This window comes from Psychrobacter sp. GP33 (assembly GCF_014119005.1).
Lineage (GTDB): Bacteria > Pseudomonadota > Gammaproteobacteria > Pseudomonadales > Moraxellaceae > Psychrobacter.
Window position 1 is genome coordinate 361,408 of sequence record NZ_JACGYX010000002.1, and the last position, 17,727, is coordinate 379,134.

The 17,727-nt window shown below is 43.1% G+C and carries 13 protein-coding genes and 3 tRNA genes; 14 read left to right on the top strand and 2 right to left on the bottom strand.

Features of this window, described 5'->3' with window-relative positions:
* Positions 1-85: 85 nt before the first annotated feature.
* Complete coding sequence (gene gspE, locus H2245_RS04045) at positions 86-1,609, top strand: type II secretion system ATPase GspE (protein WP_182406087.1); 1,524 nt, start codon at positions 86-88, stop codon at positions 1,607-1,609.
* A 92-nt stretch (positions 1,610-1,701) separates the two neighbouring features.
* Here gspE and H2245_RS04050 read toward each other — a convergent pair whose 3' ends face one another.
* Both H2245_RS04050 and H2245_RS04055 read right to left on the bottom strand, forming a co-directional pair.
* A complete protein-coding gene (locus H2245_RS04050) occupies positions 1,702-2,217 on the bottom strand; it encodes a RidA family protein (protein ID WP_182406088.1) in 516 nt (171 codons plus the stop codon).
* Positions 2,218-2,374: 157 nt separating this feature from the next.
* Positions 2,375-3,058, bottom strand: coding sequence for a DUF4442 domain-containing protein (locus tag H2245_RS04055; RefSeq protein WP_182406089.1), 684 nt, complete (start codon positions 3,056-3,058; stop codon positions 2,375-2,377).
* 264 nt (positions 3,059-3,322) lie between these two features.
* Between H2245_RS04055 and H2245_RS04060 the strand changes: the two genes are divergently transcribed.
* The 13 genes from H2245_RS04060 to H2245_RS04120 all read left to right on the top strand — a co-directional run bounded on the left by H2245_RS04060 (position 3,323) and on the right by H2245_RS04120 (position 17,688).
* Positions 3,323-4,735 (top strand): McrB family protein, encoded by a 1,413-nt coding sequence (locus H2245_RS04060; RefSeq protein ID WP_182406090.1) that lies wholly within the window; start codon positions 3,323-3,325, stop codon positions 4,733-4,735.
* A 48-nt stretch (positions 4,736-4,783) separates the two neighbouring features.
* A complete protein-coding gene (locus tag H2245_RS04065; RefSeq protein ID WP_182406091.1) occupies positions 4,784-6,352 on the top strand; it encodes an McrC family protein in 1,569 nt (522 codons plus the stop codon).
* Positions 6,353-6,681: 329 nt separating this feature from the next.
* Positions 6,682-6,758: transfer RNA gene (locus tag H2245_RS04070), tRNA-Pro, on the top strand.
* 95 nt (positions 6,759-6,853) lie between these two features.
* A tRNA-Arg gene (locus H2245_RS04075) sits at positions 6,854-6,930 on the top strand.
* A gap of 45 nt (positions 6,931-6,975) precedes the next feature.
* Positions 6,976-7,051: transfer RNA gene (locus tag H2245_RS04080), tRNA-His, on the top strand.
* Between the two features lie 416 nt (positions 7,052-7,467).
* Entirely contained in the window at positions 7,468-8,421 is a 954-nt protein-coding gene (locus H2245_RS04085) for an AraC family transcriptional regulator (RefSeq protein WP_182406092.1), read from the top strand.
* 302 nt (positions 8,422-8,723) lie between these two features.
* Positions 8,724-9,776 carry a hypothetical protein gene (locus H2245_RS04090; RefSeq protein ID WP_182406093.1) on the top strand — a complete coding sequence of 351 codons (1,053 nt, stop codon included), beginning with the start codon at positions 8,724-8,726 and terminating at the stop codon, positions 9,774-9,776.
* Between the two features lie 139 nt (positions 9,777-9,915).
* Complete coding sequence (gene gspF, locus H2245_RS04095) at positions 9,916-11,127, top strand: type II secretion system inner membrane protein GspF (RefSeq protein ID WP_182406251.1); 1,212 nt, start codon at positions 9,916-9,918, stop codon at positions 11,125-11,127.
* Between the two features lie 608 nt (positions 11,128-11,735).
* Positions 11,736-12,116, top strand: a complete 381-nt coding sequence (gene gspG / locus H2245_RS04100; protein WP_404944658.1) for a type II secretion system major pseudopilin GspG — start codon at positions 11,736-11,738, stop codon at positions 12,114-12,116.
* Positions 12,117-12,343: 227 nt separating this feature from the next.
* A complete protein-coding gene (locus H2245_RS04105) occupies positions 12,344-12,883 on the top strand; it encodes a protein-disulfide reductase DsbD N-terminal domain-containing protein (protein WP_182406094.1) in 540 nt (179 codons plus the stop codon).
* 134 nt (positions 12,884-13,017) lie between these two features.
* Complete coding sequence (locus H2245_RS04110; protein ID WP_182406095.1) at positions 13,018-15,237, top strand: protein-disulfide reductase DsbD domain-containing protein; 2,220 nt, start codon at positions 13,018-13,020, stop codon at positions 15,235-15,237.
* A 130-nt stretch (positions 15,238-15,367) separates the two neighbouring features.
* A complete protein-coding gene (locus tag H2245_RS04115; protein ID WP_182406096.1) occupies positions 15,368-15,937 on the top strand; it encodes a DUF3465 domain-containing protein in 570 nt (189 codons plus the stop codon).
* Between the two features lie 329 nt (positions 15,938-16,266).
* Positions 16,267-17,688: a phospholipase A gene (locus H2245_RS04120; RefSeq protein ID WP_182406097.1), complete on the top strand. Its 1,422-nt coding sequence runs from the start codon at positions 16,267-16,269 to the stop codon at positions 17,686-17,688.
* Positions 17,689-17,727 lie beyond the last annotated feature (39 nt).

Consider the following 17,727-nt stretch of genomic DNA (forward strand, 5'->3'; position numbering starts at 1 on the left):
TGCTCTTTAAACGATTCTATAACCGCTTCTTTAAGCCATTCTCGAACCCTTTTTAACTGATTACTTTATTGATTAGGTCGCCTTTATGCTGCAACTGCCGTACAGTTTTGCCAAGCGTCACCAGCTATTAATTGTTCTTGCGATTGATGCTGAGTTGCCACCGACTTTGGTGCTGACCAAAGCCACGCCATTATCAGCTATTAATGAGGCAGTACGCTTTTTGCAGCAGCAAGGTGTGCGCAGTGTCCCGGTTTATGACAGTATCAGCACCGACGATTTTGAAAAACGTATGAACGCCGCGTATGCAGGTAATACGGGTGAGTCGCAGCATATTGCTGCTGGTTTAGAGGATCATCCTGATCTTGATAGCCTAGCCGATAGCGTCCCTGAGACCGAAGATTTGATGGACAGCCAAGATGATGCGCCCATTATTCGCCTGATTAATGCGCTATTGTCTGAAGCCATTCGCCTAAACGCCTCCGATATTCATATCGAAACCTTTGAAAAACGGCTAGTGGTGCGTTTCCGAGTTGATGGTGAGCTCAAAGAAATCATTACCCCAAAACGGCAATTAGCGCCCTTATTAGTATCGCGTATTAAAGTCATGGCAAAGCTCGATATTGCCGAAAAACGCGTGCCACAAGATGGGCGCATGAGCCTGAGGCTGGCGGGGCGCGAGGTTGATGTGCGGGTATCGACGTTGCCATCGAGCTTTGGCGAACGGGTGGTAATGCGTCTGCTTGATAAACAAGCTGGTCATCTGAATATGACCTATCTTGGCTTGTCTGAGCATGATTATAGTGAATTAAAACGCCTAATTTACCGTCCGCATGGCATTATCTTGGTAACGGGTCCGACCGGTTCGGGTAAAACCACAACCCTTTATGCCGCTTTAACTGACCTCAATGACCAAACGCGTAATATCTTAACGGCTGAAGATCCGATTGAGTTTCAGCTCGATGGTATTGGGCAAACACAGGTGAATAATAAGGTGGATATGACCTTTGCCAAAAGTCTGCGGGCAATGCTGAGGCAAGATCCTGATGTGGTCATGGTAGGAGAAATCCGTGATATTGAAACTGCCGAGATTGCCGTACAAGCGTCATTAACTGGGCATTTAGTGCTATCGACCTTGCATACCAATACCGCAATTGGGGCAGTCACACGGCTGCAAGATATGGGCATTGAGCCATTTTTATTATCGTCATCTTTGATTGGCGTGGTGGCGCAGCGCTTGGTGCGTACCTTATGCAAAAATTGTCATACGTGGCAGCATGCTGACCTTGAACAAAGCAAATTGTTTACCGAAATTAATATCAACGCTGAAACGACCATTAATCTGCCAAAAGCAGTCGGCTGTGATAAATGTAATCAATTGGGGTTTAAAGGGCGTACGGCAATCTATGAAGTAGTGCCGATTGATGACAGTTTGCGTCGAATGATTCACAGCCATGCGGCAGAGTTTGAACTCGAAGCCTATGCGCGCCAGCAAACATCTTCAATTCGTGCTGATGGTTTGCGCAAGGTCATAAGTGGACAGACGACACTCGAGGAAGTCTTGCGTGTCACTAAAGAAAGCGCCTTATTAGAAGACGCTTTGCCTGTTTAATTGAATAATATAATGGCTAATTTAATTTCTCAATTTAATCACTCAGTTTAATTGCTTAACTGAGTGGTTTACCAGGCGTTTACCCTGCATTGTTATTTTGCCGCGATACATTCAATCTCAACGCTAGCACCTGCTGCCAGGCCAGCCACTCCAAAGGTTGAGCGTACCGGATACGGCTTAGCTAGCTCTGTTTGATAAACTTTATTAAAGTCAGCAAAGTCGTTCATATCAGTGAGCATGGCGCTACATTTAATCAAGTTTGATTTTTGATAACCGTATTGTAATAAAATTGCCTGAATATTATCAAAAACTTGCTTGGTTTCCGCCTTGATGCCACCTTTCACCAACTTATCATCTTTAAAGCCAATTTGCCCTGATAAATACAGCGTATCGCCAACGCGGACTGCATCGGAGAAAGGATAAGCGCCTCCATCGCCATAAAAAATCGGCTTAGATTTACTAACTTTGGCGTTTTTATGAGTAATGGCATCGGTGTTGGCATCAGGACTGACAGCCGCATGGGCGCTTACGGTGACAGTAAACAGACATGCGCCCGTTAGTAATGCTGAGGAAAAAGCGCTTATCAGTTTGTTGGTATAAGTAGACATGATGTTTTCCTTATGATAAATGGCAGGATAATAAAGGATGGTTCTAGCCGTTATGGTTTTAGAATTGGTTATAAATTAAAAACCAAGCTCTATATTTTTACTAATTTTGCGTCTTTACCTTATCAAATTTAGTCGGCTTTTGGGATTTATTTATGTCCTAGTCTGACTTCTCGATTTTGCCTTGACGACGGGCTTCTAGTTCCGACTTTGGTATCCACGCCCAGGTCATCTCAACCACGATAGAGTCGCGCTCACTGTCAGATTCGCGGTCTTTAATCACACACGGTATGACCATCTCACCTTTGGGCGTGTTTAAAATAGCTAAGCGTTGCTCATCGGTTAAAGTGGCGATGGCAGCAATTTGTCCTTTTTTTAGCGGACGATAAAAGTTCACCGAATAAGATTTGACTAGTAACACCCGATCAGAAGGCAAGTTTACGCCTAAGATAAAACCTGTCGCGGTTTCTGCAAGAAGAGTAACGGCAACGGCATGTACTGAGCCAATATGATTTTGCACCGCTTTAGTATTATTTAAGCTAACTACGACTTTATTGGGTTCGACGGTCTCATAATAGACGCCAGTTGTGCCCACGTATGGCACGACTTTACCGAATGCTTTGGATAACACGGTGGCGCGAACGCCTGATGGCAGGTATTTAGTGACGGCTAATAATTTGGTAAATTGATTACTGACTGGTTTGAGGAGTTCGTTACCATTTTTATTGCTCATATCATTACTGGCATCATGACTGGCATCGTTTTTCCGATTAAATTTACCCGCCACTTTGCTGGGTAATACTGCACCTGAAGTAGCCACTAGTTTGTTTAATAGTTCAGACATATGATATTCCTTAAAATGACGGGTTTTAGCATGTTTAAGTCAACTGCCAAATAAGTTGCTTACTATCCTGATAAGTAACCTACTGTGTTTAAATAACTCAGCTTTAACCCTGTATAATGATGGCTAATGTACGCACTCAATGTTAGCACTATCGACCGTCAGCGAGCCATGATTAGCATCGACTGCCGCGCTCACAAACTATTGTCGTTAAGATAACGCGCATCGCTGAACGTTTTATAATCTGTTCTTTTACTGAGTAAAGTTATGCCGAATACGCTTGTTAATATCATCTACACCGGTGTTGCCGGAACGGGAAAAACCTATCAATTACTCCAAATTGCCAAGCAATACACCGATTATTTACCGACTATGGATAAGGCTCAATTATTAGCTCAATTGCTGCATAATTTGAGCTGGCGTGAAGTGATATGCTTAATTTTATTGGACTTTAAACATCAGCAACAAGAATTGGTTAAAGTACCAGAAATCTTAGCCCATGAGTTTTTTATAGCAAAAGCCGAACATAATGAGCGCAATAAAAATTTAAGCAATACGGCGTGGTCAGTGCTGCAAATGCACAGTTCGATAGACTCGCAAACTGTCGATTATAAAAACCGTTCCAGCCAAGCCTATTTTGATAAAGATAACAGTGGCGCATGGTTTTTACTGCCCGAATGTCTGCCATTATTAACTGATTTATCTGTTCAGTTGCTAGAATATCAGCAAGCGCAAGTTGCCCCTATCGCGATTACTAAGCCACGTTTTAGTATGGTTAGTTTTCATCAAGCGTATGGTTATGAGGAGTTTGTTGAAGGGATTCGCCCGGTGTTGGGCGCCAATGCTCAGGGGCAAATCAGCTATGGTATTCAAGATGGGGCATTTTTGCAGTTGTGCCAGCGCGCAGTAAACGACCCCGAACAGCGCTATGCAATGCTCATCGATGAGCTCAACCGCGCCAATGTCTCACGGGTATTTGGGGAGCTACTTAGCTTAATCGAGCCGGACAAACGCAGCGGACAAGCTCATGCCATGCAGGTGAATTTAGCGTACTCTGGACGCCCCTTTAGCGTACCTGCCAATGTCGATATCTATGCCACGATGAATACCCAAGACCATTCGCTAGCGCCGCTCGACATAGCAATGCGCCGCCGTTTTCGCTTTATTGACTGTCCGCCGCGCCCAGAATTATTATCTACGATTAAAGTCTTAAGTGATGATAATAACAGCAACGAAAATGACCCTGTAAACGAGATTGATTTAGCTCAGTTACTTAAGGGTCTTAATCAAAGAATTATTGAAAGTTTAGGAATAGAAGCACAGTTGGGTCATGCCTTTTTTTGTGCTGTACAGGATATAACGCAGTTGCAAACGGTGTTAATTGAACAAATTATTCCGCAATTGGTGCAAGTCACTGGCGGACAAGTGAGCTTGTTGCAGTATCTGTTTTGTGATGAGCAGCAGCCTTTTACCGCACAGTTTATTCAAGACGGGCAAGCAGTGCTGTCGCAATCGAACTCGCATAATGAACAGAGTAATTTTACCCATCAAAATGCAGTGTCTAACTTGCACCAGACACTCTTAAACCAAGGTATCAGCCACTATAAAATCAATGCAGACTTGCTTGCTAGAACAGGTGCGTTTGCTAATGCTGCTACTTACCAGCGTTTATATGGATAGTATGAGTATGTTTATTGGCGTGACTATAAAGAGGGTGGAAGAGTAACGATGTCATTAACAGCTGACCGCTCGCAGCCTAATCATACTGTACAGGCTAATCATGCAATAAGTCCTGCCACATCATCAGCGTCTACGTCTTTACCTATGTCTGCATCTACAATAATAACTGTTTTTGAACATCAACGCTTAACCGCGCAAGATTTTGTCCATTCAAGTGATTTTTCGTGGCTAATGGCGCAAGAGTTTGCCGTGTTTAACGTCCAGCGCCAGCGCGGACAATGGCAGCTAAAAGTCGGGCATTACATTGGCATCATCGTATTACTCAGCGGTATGACGCTTGAGATATTACCCAAACCAGTTGCTGGTATGGCAAGAAATAACGCCTTGCAAAATGATGAGATTGTATCCACTCGGCAGTGGGTGCAGCGCATGCTAAGCGCGTTATTTAGTACTCATAGCACACCGCAAGGCAAGCAGCCGCACACTCAGCATTTGGGTCAATTTAGTTCTCAATTAACGCCACTAACGAGCCAAAACTTGCCGTTATCAACTTGGCTTGTGATGCAGTTTTTTCAAAAATTGACCCGCTATTACCCCAATAAAAATTATCAAATAGAAGTTGATACGCAGGTACGGCTACAAGGTAAATTACTTATTAAAGAGCAGCTGCGCCGTCATGGTGCTCAGCCGCATAAGTTTGTCAGTGAAGTCAGTATTTTGAGTCAGGATTTGCTACACAATCGAATCATTAAAAGTGCTTTTATGCTGCTGGCTCCATTATTCCAAACCCAATTAATAGTACCTCAGTGGCAAGTTTGGCAGCCGATAACGCCATTAACTGTACATGAGTTACGGCAACTAGAATCACTATATCTTAGCGCTAAACGTCAACTCAATAGCCAGCCTTTATCACCGGTACAACTGCAATCCGCACAGCAGCTGCTAGATATTGCCTATTGGTTATTACAAGCACAGCAACCTAATATCAACGTAGGCAGTAGTGTACAGGCGCATTCACAATCGCTACCAACGCACGCGCCACTGCGTTTGTGCTTATTAATAAATATGAATCAAGCATTTGAGCAGTGGGTCAGTCAGTGCCTTAGCGCTTTTTTTGTACCACAAAATAAGCCTAAAATGCCGTCTTATGAATTGCGCTATCAGCCGCGTGATGTTTGGCTCCGCGATGATAGTGGGCAGGCGTGCCTATCCATTCAGCCGGATATGCTGGTTTATCGCTTGGCTAACCAGCAGCACTATGAAAATAGTAGTTTTGATAATAAAATGTCAAAGGCTAATTCTAAGCTTAACTTCAACTCTACGTTTAATCATGAGCTTAATAAAGCAACCACGCCTTTGCGGCAGTGCAGCCACGTTATCGACACCAAATGGAAGCACTTAGCACATCCGCGTGATATCAGCGCCAGCGACGCCTACCAGCTCACCAGTTACGCGCAAGCGTATCAGGCAGAGCAAGTGTGGCTGGTGTATCCAACCACTGACTATAAGCGTGCGCCCGTGCTGCTTACGCCAACAAATAATACTGACCATCGACAGGCTAAATTGTGGTTAATGCCTTTTAATTTAATTACAGGCATATTAAATCAGCAAAACTAGACGCAAATTATTAAAATAAACATACTAAATCATATTGCCCCAACGTCATAAAATATAAATTATGATGAATTATTTACTAAATATGGCGAATTTTAGGTAAACAGCTTGAGTATCTGGCTTAAAAAGTGCCGATTTATCCTTAAAAACAGGGTTAAATCCATATAAATCAAAATAAATGCTAAATATTATAAAATAATTGAAAATAGGTGTTGACACAATCGCCTTAACCCCTTAATATGTGCACCTCGATAGCGACAAACACTAACAACTTAGCGGTTCTTACCAATAACGAGTTAATGATTGAAAGTATCGAGATGATAGATAAGCATCGGAGTGTGGCGCAGTTTGGTAGCGCATCTGGTTTGGGACCAGAGGGTCGTAGGTTCGAATCCTATCACTCCGACCATCTATTTTATGAAAGCCTTACAGGCTTTTTTTTATGTATAATGGTTTAGTTTCTGTTACTATGATTCTGCTAGCATATATAAAAGTCCTTCAAGAGCGCCTGTAGCTCAGCAGGATAGAGCACCTGCCTTCTAAGTAGGTGGTCGCAGGTTCGAGCCCTGCCAGGCGCACCATTTAGCCTGCATGATATTGCTCCTAGTTAGCAATAGTTCTTTATGGCGGTTGTAGCTCAGTTGGTAGAGCCCCGGGTTGTGATCTCGGTTGTCGTGGGTTCGAGTCCCATCAGTCGCCCCAATTTTTTCTGTTTTCCTCGTTCTACTTGTATTATCCTACCTTTTACCAATATCTATTTATTTACATTAAAAATATTTGCCTTCTTTGGCAATTTTTTGCGTTTGTCTTTTATGATTTATAATCCTAATTATCAATTGCCCTGATACTTATCTTTACGTGCTTCACTATTTATCTGTATAAGCAAGTTTATATATTATTTGAGCGCTTAGTTGACGAGCAATACTTACGACAATATCGAAGCGTAGTAGACTCAATATAAGGTAGTGTGCTTATGCTGATAGGTAGTGGGGTGTGTGCAGCGTACGTATATTCTTATTGGTAGTCCATATTCAATGATTTTTCTTGTGTAATGGCTACTAGGTGGTTTATTTTGCTACGTTTGCGCAATTGGCCATATAGGGCTGAGGATAGAATTTATGGACGCGTTGAGCATGTTATTAGAAAACGTGCATTTATTCGAGACGAAGTATTACCGTCTACAAGGTTCGGGTAATTGGTCGTTTTCCCTCACTAGAAAAGATACGATTGTATTTTACTTAGTGGTATCAGGCAGCTTTTGCATTAATATTGATGGCAGCGCTCGCCAAGCACATGCTGGTGATATGATTATGATTCCAAATACGCATCAGCATGTGTCGTACGCTACAAATTATCACGGTGATACTGCTCAGGCTTTGGATGATAAGTTGTTAGGGCTAAGCTCGCAGAGTATTATGATAAATGATGATAATGAAAACAAAGCTGATTCTGATGCGCATTTAATATTGATTGAATGTAAATACGATAAGGATATGATACGCCCGCTATTGTCGGTATTGCCATCGATTTTACCTGAAATTGATGATTTACCTGAGAGTCGTTTGGAAGTTATTGATGTAGCTATTAGGCTATTGGCGCTTGAGTCTGAGCATGAGCGAATGGGTAAGACAGCAGTAATCAATCATTGGGCAAGTATCATGATGATTGAGTGTCTGCGCACGTATATTGAGCGTTTGCCTGAGGCGACGGATAACTGGCTACGGGCAATGAAAGATCCGTATCTTGCCAAGGCGCTGGCGGTGATGCATGATGACCCAAGCCGTAATTGGACGATTCATAAGTTGGCAGAAGTCGCTGGAATGTCGCGCTCAAGCTTTGCGCAGCGTTTTAAAGACAGTGTGGGCATGCCGCCGTTGACCTATTTAATTGATTACCGTTTGCGCCTTGCCGCGCGTTACTTGCGCTTACAGCAAAATAGTATTGGTCGTATCAGTGAGCTGGTGGGCTATGCGTCGGACTCGACGTTTAGCCAAGCATTTAAACGCGTTTATGGGTTATCGCCAAAAGCCTATCGGCAGCAATATCAAAAACAGACGCACGAAAAATCATAACGGTATAAAAGATGTGTGTGTTAGCAGTGGTTACATTTACATGTGTAGCTAAGATCTTGATTAAAGGTTAACTGCTGATAATGTGTCAGTTGGGCCAATCTGACATCAGCTGACAAGGGCGCTGGCTTCAGGTATTATGGGGCAGTAAGCCATCTGCATTTAGTTTCTAACTAAGCACTTATTTTCTAGCTGAGTGCTTGTTTTTAACGAACAGCTTAGGTTAACTGGGTTTGACTATTGAATGTTTGCCCAGCTATATACAGATTATGCTTACATCTACTTCTTACTGGTGATGGTACATTATGACCCAACCGACCGTTAAACCTGCCGTTCAGGCGTCTGTTAAGCATGGCAAGTCTGCTCCTTCTATTAATGATAATGACTTTGAAAGCCAGTCTCGAGCAGCATCCATGCTCATTTGTGATAGCCAATCTAGCACGCTGCCCATATTAGACAAAGCGGGACTAATAGCATTATTTGCTATTCCTGCTGAGGTAGATAGTGCTCATCATTCTTTATCTCATCATCCTCTTTTTGCTCATACCTCTTTTGTATCCGATAGTAGTGAGATGAGTGTGGAGCGTTTGCGAGTCCTGCATTACCAGTGGCAGCATGAGCGCACCCGACAGCTATATATGGCATCGGTTCATACCCGTCCCACTTATTTGGTGCAATTGCTCAAACGCCAGTTCATAGAATATCAGCAGTATGAGTTGGCGCAGCAGCTGGATAAACGCGGTCTAATTGATACCGAAGCGCTGGCGCGTTTATGGCAACAGCTGCACGTGGTCGACGATATTATTACTGATATTGTCCAGCATATGCCCGCCCAGCAGCCAGCTGGCTGGCAGATAACGGTACAAGAGGGACAAAATCCTTTATGCTTACCGACTGTCGGTGCCTTAAAACATCCTAAGCCTATATTAGACCAAGCTAGCCTAACCAGTTATGTTCTCGGTCATTTTGGTGTCAGTAGCTTTACCTATGATCGCGGTTATTATATCGGTCATGTGATAGGTTATCTGTTCAGCTGTTATTTTTGTGCGCACTTATCGATTATCTATAGCGTTACTGCCCTTGGTCAAGACGTGGTTATCGATTATGATTATGCGAGCCTTGAGACGCCGCATATGGTGCGCTTATTGCAAGGGTTAGATGGTTATTGTAAAAAACGCATTTATCAGCTGGCGGTTATTTGCGCTCGCTTGAGTGTCTATGCGTCTGATAAGCGTATTGAAAAAATGCTCATTACCGAGGTTAATGACTTCGATAAAAAATTGCAGCAGCAGCATTTGGATGTTTTGCTGTTACAAGGGATGATGCCAGAGAGTAGTGACTCAACGCCGCTGTTTTAAAAACTTCCTTCATTTAATTACCTTTTTTCAATCGACTAATTTTTGATAATTTAGTCGTATAAATTCTGTATTTTTACTCGCGTTATGTTGCTTTTTTGCCGTTCCTCTATATGCGCAACCTTGTAGGATGACCACTGCTATGCCCGCTTATCATTATAAAGCATTGGATGAACAGGGTGCGGTCCAAAAGGGGCTGTTAGAAGGCGATTCTGCGCGGCAAGTGCGCCAACAGCTGCGCGATAAACAATGGACGCCGATGGAAGTTGGCGCGGTCAATGCCACTCACAATAGCCAAGGCCGTCAACAAGGTCGTTATAAAAAACCCTCTGCGTATGAGCTGGCATTATTAACCCGTCAGCTGTCAGTGCTCCTTGCTGCGGGTATTCCTTTAGAAGAAACCCTTGCTGCCGTCGCCAAGCAGTCACCAAAAACCCATATAAAATCCTTAATGCTAGCCGTACGGTCGCACGTCTTAGAAGGGTTAAGCTTTGCCCGTGCCTTGCAGCAAGCTACCAGCTTTCCACCGCTATATATCGCCACCATTGCTGCCGGGGAAAAGTCAGGTCACTTGGATTTAATTCTCAATCAGCTCGCTGATTACACTGAAAACCGCTTCGCTTTACAAAAAAAAATTCAAGGGGCAATGGTTTATCCCATTGTTTTAATGATCATGGCGATTTCTGTTATTATGGGATTGATGAGCTTTGTAGTGCCGAAGATTGTCAAAGTTTTTGAGCAATCCGAGCAGGCGTTACCACTAATTACTCAAGTGGTACTCTCCATGTCCAATGTCATTACTCAGTGGTGGTGGCTAATGCTATTGATTATTGGCGGCGGTGCATTCTTCTTATATCGTCTTGCTCAAACGCCAGCAGGCAAGCTAAGTCTAGACAGTTTGGTACTCAAGCTGCCCGTTCTTGCGCGCTTGTCAAAAGGTCTTAATGCGGCACGTTTTGCCAGTACCCTTGCCATCTTAGTTCGCTCGGGCGTGCCGTTGATTGAAGCACTACATATTGGTGCGGCAGTTACTACCAATCTGCATATTCAGAAAGCCATTATTTCTGCCGCTGATAGGGTCACTGAAGGCGCAAGCTTATCGAATCAGCTGGAAAAATCGGCTTATTTTCCCCCGATGATGGTGCAAATGATTAAAAGTGGCGAGAATTCAGGCGAGCTTGAAAACATGCTCAGTCGTGCCGCCACCATGCAAGAGGCAGAAGCTACCAACTTTATCAGCACATTATTGTCGCTGCTTGAGCCATTAATGCTGGTGCTAATGGGCGTTGTGGTTATGATTATTGTGATGGCAGTGATGCTACCAATTGTAAACATGAATGATTTGGCAGGTTAAGGGCTGGGCAGCACTAAAATTTATCTATTCAATAATATTCATTGAGCAATTTCACCTTTTTTATTTCGCATACACCCATCTATTATTCCTCAATAATCTATCAATTTGACTTAACTACTCTTTAGGTTTCTTAAGTTTTTCTTACTGTTGTATATTGTTGTCTCACAGCTGTTTTTACTATGGGTCATTGCATCGTTACGCTATAGTATTTCGTACTGATCGCAATTCTGGTCAAGATTCTTTAATAGTACAGTGCGGGTAACCAATCACTAATAAAATAACAATAATGGGGTAGTACGCTGCGGTTAGACTAACCATGACTAAACGATATGACTGTGCCTATTAAGAATGCTAAGCAATGGTAGATAAATATAAAACCATCGTCTATAGTGATTATCATTTAAGCATTAAAACTGACTGTATCCTTTTAATAGCTAACCGTGATGACCGCTTCTATGACTATAAAATTGTTAATGAATCTACAAATGCCAATAAAAGAAATTATACAAAAAGAGACGTTGCCTGCGTCTAATCCAGCACAGTATCGCGCTGGTCGTTTTAATTATAAACATAATCAGTCTCAATCTGGCTTTACCTTGATTGAAATCATGGTAGTCATTGTGATTTTGGCAATTCTTGCTGGATTGGTCGTCCCAAAAGTGGTGGGACAAAGTGATAAAGCAAGAGTAAAAACCACCGAAACCGCGCTTGCTACCGTCTCTAATGCGTTGGATATGTATAAGATTGATAATTCGCGTTATCCGTCTACCGCGCAAGGGCTCGATGCATTAACTACGCCACCTGCTGATGCCAAAAACTATCCTGAAGGTGGCTATATTAAAGGCGGTTATCCAACGGATGGTTGGGAAAACGAGCTACAATATGTTGCTCCTGGCTCTGAGGGGCGCGTGTATGATTTATTCTCGCTTGGCGCAGATGGCCAGCAGGGCGGTGATGGGCAAGACGCTGATATTTATGCTCAGTTATAAACCTGTGCTCAGTTATCACCTTATATTCAGTAACAATACTATATAGGCAAGTTGGACTCACCAGTCCAATCAAGGATTATGACCCAAAAGGATTATCAACCAATGAGCTATTATTGGTTGATATTTTTTATTCTGCCAAATGTTAGTTCATTTACAGCTTAATTATTTTAATAACGAATCAGCTTGATATCTTATTGATGAGCAATAGCAATAAAAGGTAATTATTTATGACTATTAAAGCAGCACATAATTTACGCAGTAAAACTTCAGTATCGGCAGCCGCGGTTTTAGCAACCTTATTGCTGGTGGGCTTAACGATGATGCCTGCGCAGGCAGCCGGTTTGGGCGAGCTATTTGGTAATAATAGCGCGGCGCAATCGAAGTTTCTATCGGTTGATCAAGCCTTTCAAGTGACCAGCAGTAGTAAGGCGACGTCTGCAGGCACGCGGTTTTCGATCAGCTTTGATATTACGCCGGGTCATTATGTGTATAAAAACCAGATTACCTTAACGTTCCCGAAAGGAGTGCGCGCAACGCCGTTTACCTTCAGTCAGTCGCCCGTGTCTATCAACGACCCTACTTTTGGTAAAGTACCGGTATTTACCCAAAAAAGTATGGTTGCCACCACAATGTTGACTTCAACTACTGGTAAACCTATTAAAAATGGCGCCGTGATTATCGGCTGGCAAGGATGTGCTAAAGCAGGACTGTGCTATCCCCCTGAAAAAATAAAAACCACAGTAAATATTGCGGCGTCTCGTAAATAATTCCTGAATATAACTTAATGATATACGCTCTTAAAAAGTAATCCTCATATAAGAGTCAAATACAATAGTACTCTTAGTTTAACCGGTCGCATGAGTCAGTCTGTTTCACTGTTAGTAATACAAGGTAGCCGTTCATGTCTATAAAGACACCTATGAAAAAATCACCATTAATCTTAAAAACTACCGCTAAAACCTCTCCTTTTTTTGCAGTGGCTATCGTCAGTAGTGCGCTGTTGACTGGGCTGACTGCGACGACCATGACGACTCATGCCGCCGGTTTGGGTGATTTGTTTAACAGCGATACCAGTAGCACGCAAAAGAAGTTTTTATCCGTTGATAAAGCGTTTCAGGTTGGCAGTACCACCAAAGCGGTCGCTAATGGCACGCGCTTAGCCATTAACTTTGACATCACCCCTGAACATTACGTTTATAAAGACCGCCTCAAATTAGAGTTACCCGCTGGCGTAACTGCTGCGCCCTTTACGTTTAGTCAGAAGCCAGTCTCGATTGACGACCCAACCTTTGGGCGCGTACCAGTATTTGATCAGAACAATGTGGTAGCGACGACTATATTGACCAGTAGCAAATCGGTCAATAATGCTGCCGTAAGCATTGGCTGGCAAGGCTGTGCCAAAGCTGGGCTATGTTATCCTCCTGAAAAGATTAAAACGACGGTGACGATTGCTGCCCCATCACAAAAATCGACCACTGCTCCTGCCAATGCTGCCAGTAAAACCGCCACCAGTAATCCTACAAAAACTGACGTTGTAAAAGTTGCATCCAATTTGGAACAACAAAGTGCCGACGCTGCGGCCAGCGAAGTCAATACGATATCAGGTGCAGACACGACTATCGATGCAGGAGGTACTGCTGCTTTAGTCGATGAACAGTTGCCGCAAGAAAGCAATGATACTGATGCTTTAGAAGAAAATCCTGTAGAAAATGCAGATTTAGTAAACGCTGATAGTAGCGCGAACAATACTATTACTGGTGCCGACAGTACTACTATTACTGGTGCTGACAGTGGTGTTGATAACAGCACTAACAACGCTGACGGTGCTACAAGCAATGCTGCGGAAAGTGATCCGTTTGGATTGGCGTCTCACCCTTGGCTGGCATTGGGTTTATTATTCCTAGCGGGTCTAGGTCTAGCATTAACGCCTTGCGTATTACCAATGCTGCCGATTGTTGCCAATATTGTTGCCCGTCAGCAGAACCCAACCGTAAAAAAAGGCGTGATTTTAACCACCAGTTATGCGGTGGGCGTTTCTATTGCTTATGGTATTTTAGGGGCGATTATTGCCGTATTTGGTGAGTCATTAGGAATTATCGGCTGGCTACAAAACCCTATTATTCTCATCAGCTTTGCCATTGTATTTGTGCTGCTTGCCTTGTATATGTTGGAAATATTTACCATTCGTTTGCCGCATAAAATTGCCAGCAAGATGCAAGGCTTAAGCCAAGCGGGCGATAGTAAGCTTGGTAGTGCAGGCGGTAGTTTAGCGGCTGGATTTTTATCAGCATTGGTGGTATCACCTTGCGTATCCGCGCCCTTATTTGGGGCATTGCTTGCGGTCTCTACTATAGGTAATCCAGTACTCGGTTTTGCCGCTTTATTTATGCTAGGCTTTGGCTTATCTGCGCCGCTGATTCTAATCGGTGCAACGCAAGGTAAAATAATGCCAAAAGCGGGCGAATGGATGAACTGGGTCAAACAAGGTTTTGCATTATTATTATTCGCAGTCGCATTGCTATTGATTGAGCGTGTTTTTGTCTCGCCTGTCATGCTTTTGGTATGGGCGCTTTGGTTTATGGTTGTGGCAATGTGGGCGTGGCGCTGGTTGGGTAAAGGGCGCATGTTAACCCAAGCGCTTGCTCTGGTTGCCGGTATTTGGGCGGCATGTTTAATCATTGGCGCAGCACTTGGTAATGATGACAGCTTGCATCCATTAGCATCTCTGTCTGCGGCTCCGATAATGTCACAAACAATTGACGGTCAGCCTGCTCTTAATAATAATGTATCAGATACCAAAATAACCACGCTTGCTGAGCTGGATACGATTACCGCCGCCAATCCTAAAGTGTTGGTTGATGTGACTGCGGACTGGTGTATTGAATGCCGTATTATGGATAAAAATTTATTTACCAATCGCCCTGCGCAAATGGCGGATTGGCAATTGGTGCGCTTAGATATTACGGATACTACCGCTGATTCAAAAGCCATTTTGGCGCGCTATCAACTATTTGGTCCACCGACACTGCTCTATTATCAAGATGGTCAGTTGGTCAATAAACAAGTCGGTGAAATCGGTCGTCAAGAGTTTGAACAAACATTGACTGAGCTGAATAAATAACGCAAAATCAGCCAAATTTTTCGTGAGACGAGCCAGTATCTATCATCATACAGATACTGGCTCGTCTGCTTTTGCTAAGCTGATAATTAAAAATATGATAAAAAATTGAGTAATAAGAGTGATAATCGTCATGAATTTTAGCCATAATATAAAATTTTTATATTCGAAAAATGGTGGCTTAGCAATAAGTATCCTTGCCGCTGCCCTTTTTATAAGCGGTTGTCAGCCTAGTGAGACATCATCATCTACTGCTGTGGTCACCCAAAGTGATAACAACAGGAGTGCTGTCGCAGAAAGCAATAACGTGACTACTCATAATGAGCATCTATCTTCTGATAATAGTGCAGCCACTCGTTGTCGCAATGACAAACTTATACAAGCCTTTCAAGCCAAGCAATCCGAGCGTCAGGTGCAGGGCTGTGGCACGATTATCAAAGCATTGCCAGATGATAATGAGGGTAGCCACCATCAAAAAATCCTCATTGAGCTGACAGACGTAACCCCCAAGCAGACTTTATTGCTTGTGCATAATATTGACTTAGCACCGCGCGTGGCTGATGTTGCAAAAGGTACGCCAATAAGTTTTTATGGTGAATATATTTATAATGATAAAGGTGGCTTAGTACATTGGACGCATCATGACCCAGCAGCTCGTCATCAAGGCGGCTGGATTGATAGTAACGGCGTACGTTATGAATAACGGGAGATGAATTGCAATCGGACTAATAGCTTGTTTATTAAATCGATATTTTTTCTTATTACAAATGAATATGATAATTGGTGTAACAGCCAGTCAGTATTGAATCATCAATCACTACTGGTAACCAGCATCTATTTTCATTACAATAAAGTAACATTTTACAGCGACAATGCTAATTAAGTATTGCCGCTTTTATAACGTCATTTTTCTATCTAAGCCATTTTTTATATGAGCCAGTTGACTATTAATGTTGAGCTGTGCTGCCAGTTATCCTATCCGTTACCTCTGTGACTCTGCTGGCTATCCTGCCAGTAAGATAAAGGACTTTTATGTTTGCTCATACTTTCTCACTGCAGCGCCGCGTTATATTTCAGGGCACACCGACTTATTTGACGGTCAGTATTGGGGCTTTGCTAAGCTGCGTTGCCGTAACGGCACAAGCAAACGTCCCTAAGACAATGCCAGACACGAATGAGTCCGTGACCACTGCACAAACCAGCACCATTAAAGCCCATACAGTTAATAAACGGGCAAAGTATCCTGAAGCTCGCGTCGATAATAATCTTACTGTGATGCTTGACGAAGTGGCTCTGCAAAAGCAGCTATTTATTGAATGTACACACGTGCTGACCGATGGGGCACGCTTGGCATGTTTTGATAAGGTTGCTAGCCAAGGTGCCATCCCGAGTTATACAACTACTAAGCAGCCTTTAGATTTAGCAAAAACCTTCAAAAGCACTATTTCAGGTAGTCCACAAATAGTGCTGGCTGAAAATATAACGCCTATTGATGGCGAAACGGTGGAAGAAGCAGACACAGTATTGGTTACTAATAAACCTGTACCGACGCAATATTTGGATAATGGTCAGCTAAAGTCAGAAGCAGAGATTTTAGAAAGCGTGGGTGTCACTAAAAGCGATATTGAAAAATATACCCCATTGAGCTTGGCATATGATTTGGATAAAAACAGTGAGCGCGGTACATGGTCGGCTCGTCCACACCGTCCAATGTATTTATTGCCTATATTCGTGAACAGCAGCCCCAACCGCAGTCCTAGTAGCCCAAACCAAGAAGAAGTGATTATTGATTCTAATGAGATGCGTAACGCTGAGCTAAAGCTGCAAGTATCTATTAAAACCAAAGTAGCCGAAGATTTGTTCGGTACTCAAGCGGACATGTGGTTTGGTTATAGTCAACTGTCACATTGGCAAGTTTATAATGAAGACAATTCGCGACCGTTTCGAGCAACTGATTATGAGCCTGAGATTTTTATCACTCAACCAGTAAAGGCAAATCTACCCTTTGGCGGTCGTCTCCGCATGCTTGGGGCAGGAGCGTCGCATCATTCAAACGGTCAGTCTGACCCCTTATCACGCTCATGGAACCGTGCTTATTTGATGGCGGGTGCCGAATGGGGTAAGTTTGCCATCGTACCGCGAATATGGACGCGCATTAATACAGAAACTGATAGTGATTCTGATGACAACCCAGATATCGAAGATTTCATGGGCTATGGCGATGTTACTTTCTTATATGACTTTCCGAATAAGCAAAGCATCAGTGGCACCTTGCGCTATAACCCTAAAACCGAAAATGGCGCGGCTCAAGTCGATTATGTCTATCCGCTGTCGAATAATGTTAACGGTTATGTTCAGCTGTTCCGCGGTTACGGTGAGTCTATTATTGACTATAATCATAAAAATACCGGTGTTGGTATTGGCATCATGCTCAATGACTGGAAAGGCTTATAATAAGCTGAAAGGATGTCTAAATAGTATGCAGCAGCGACA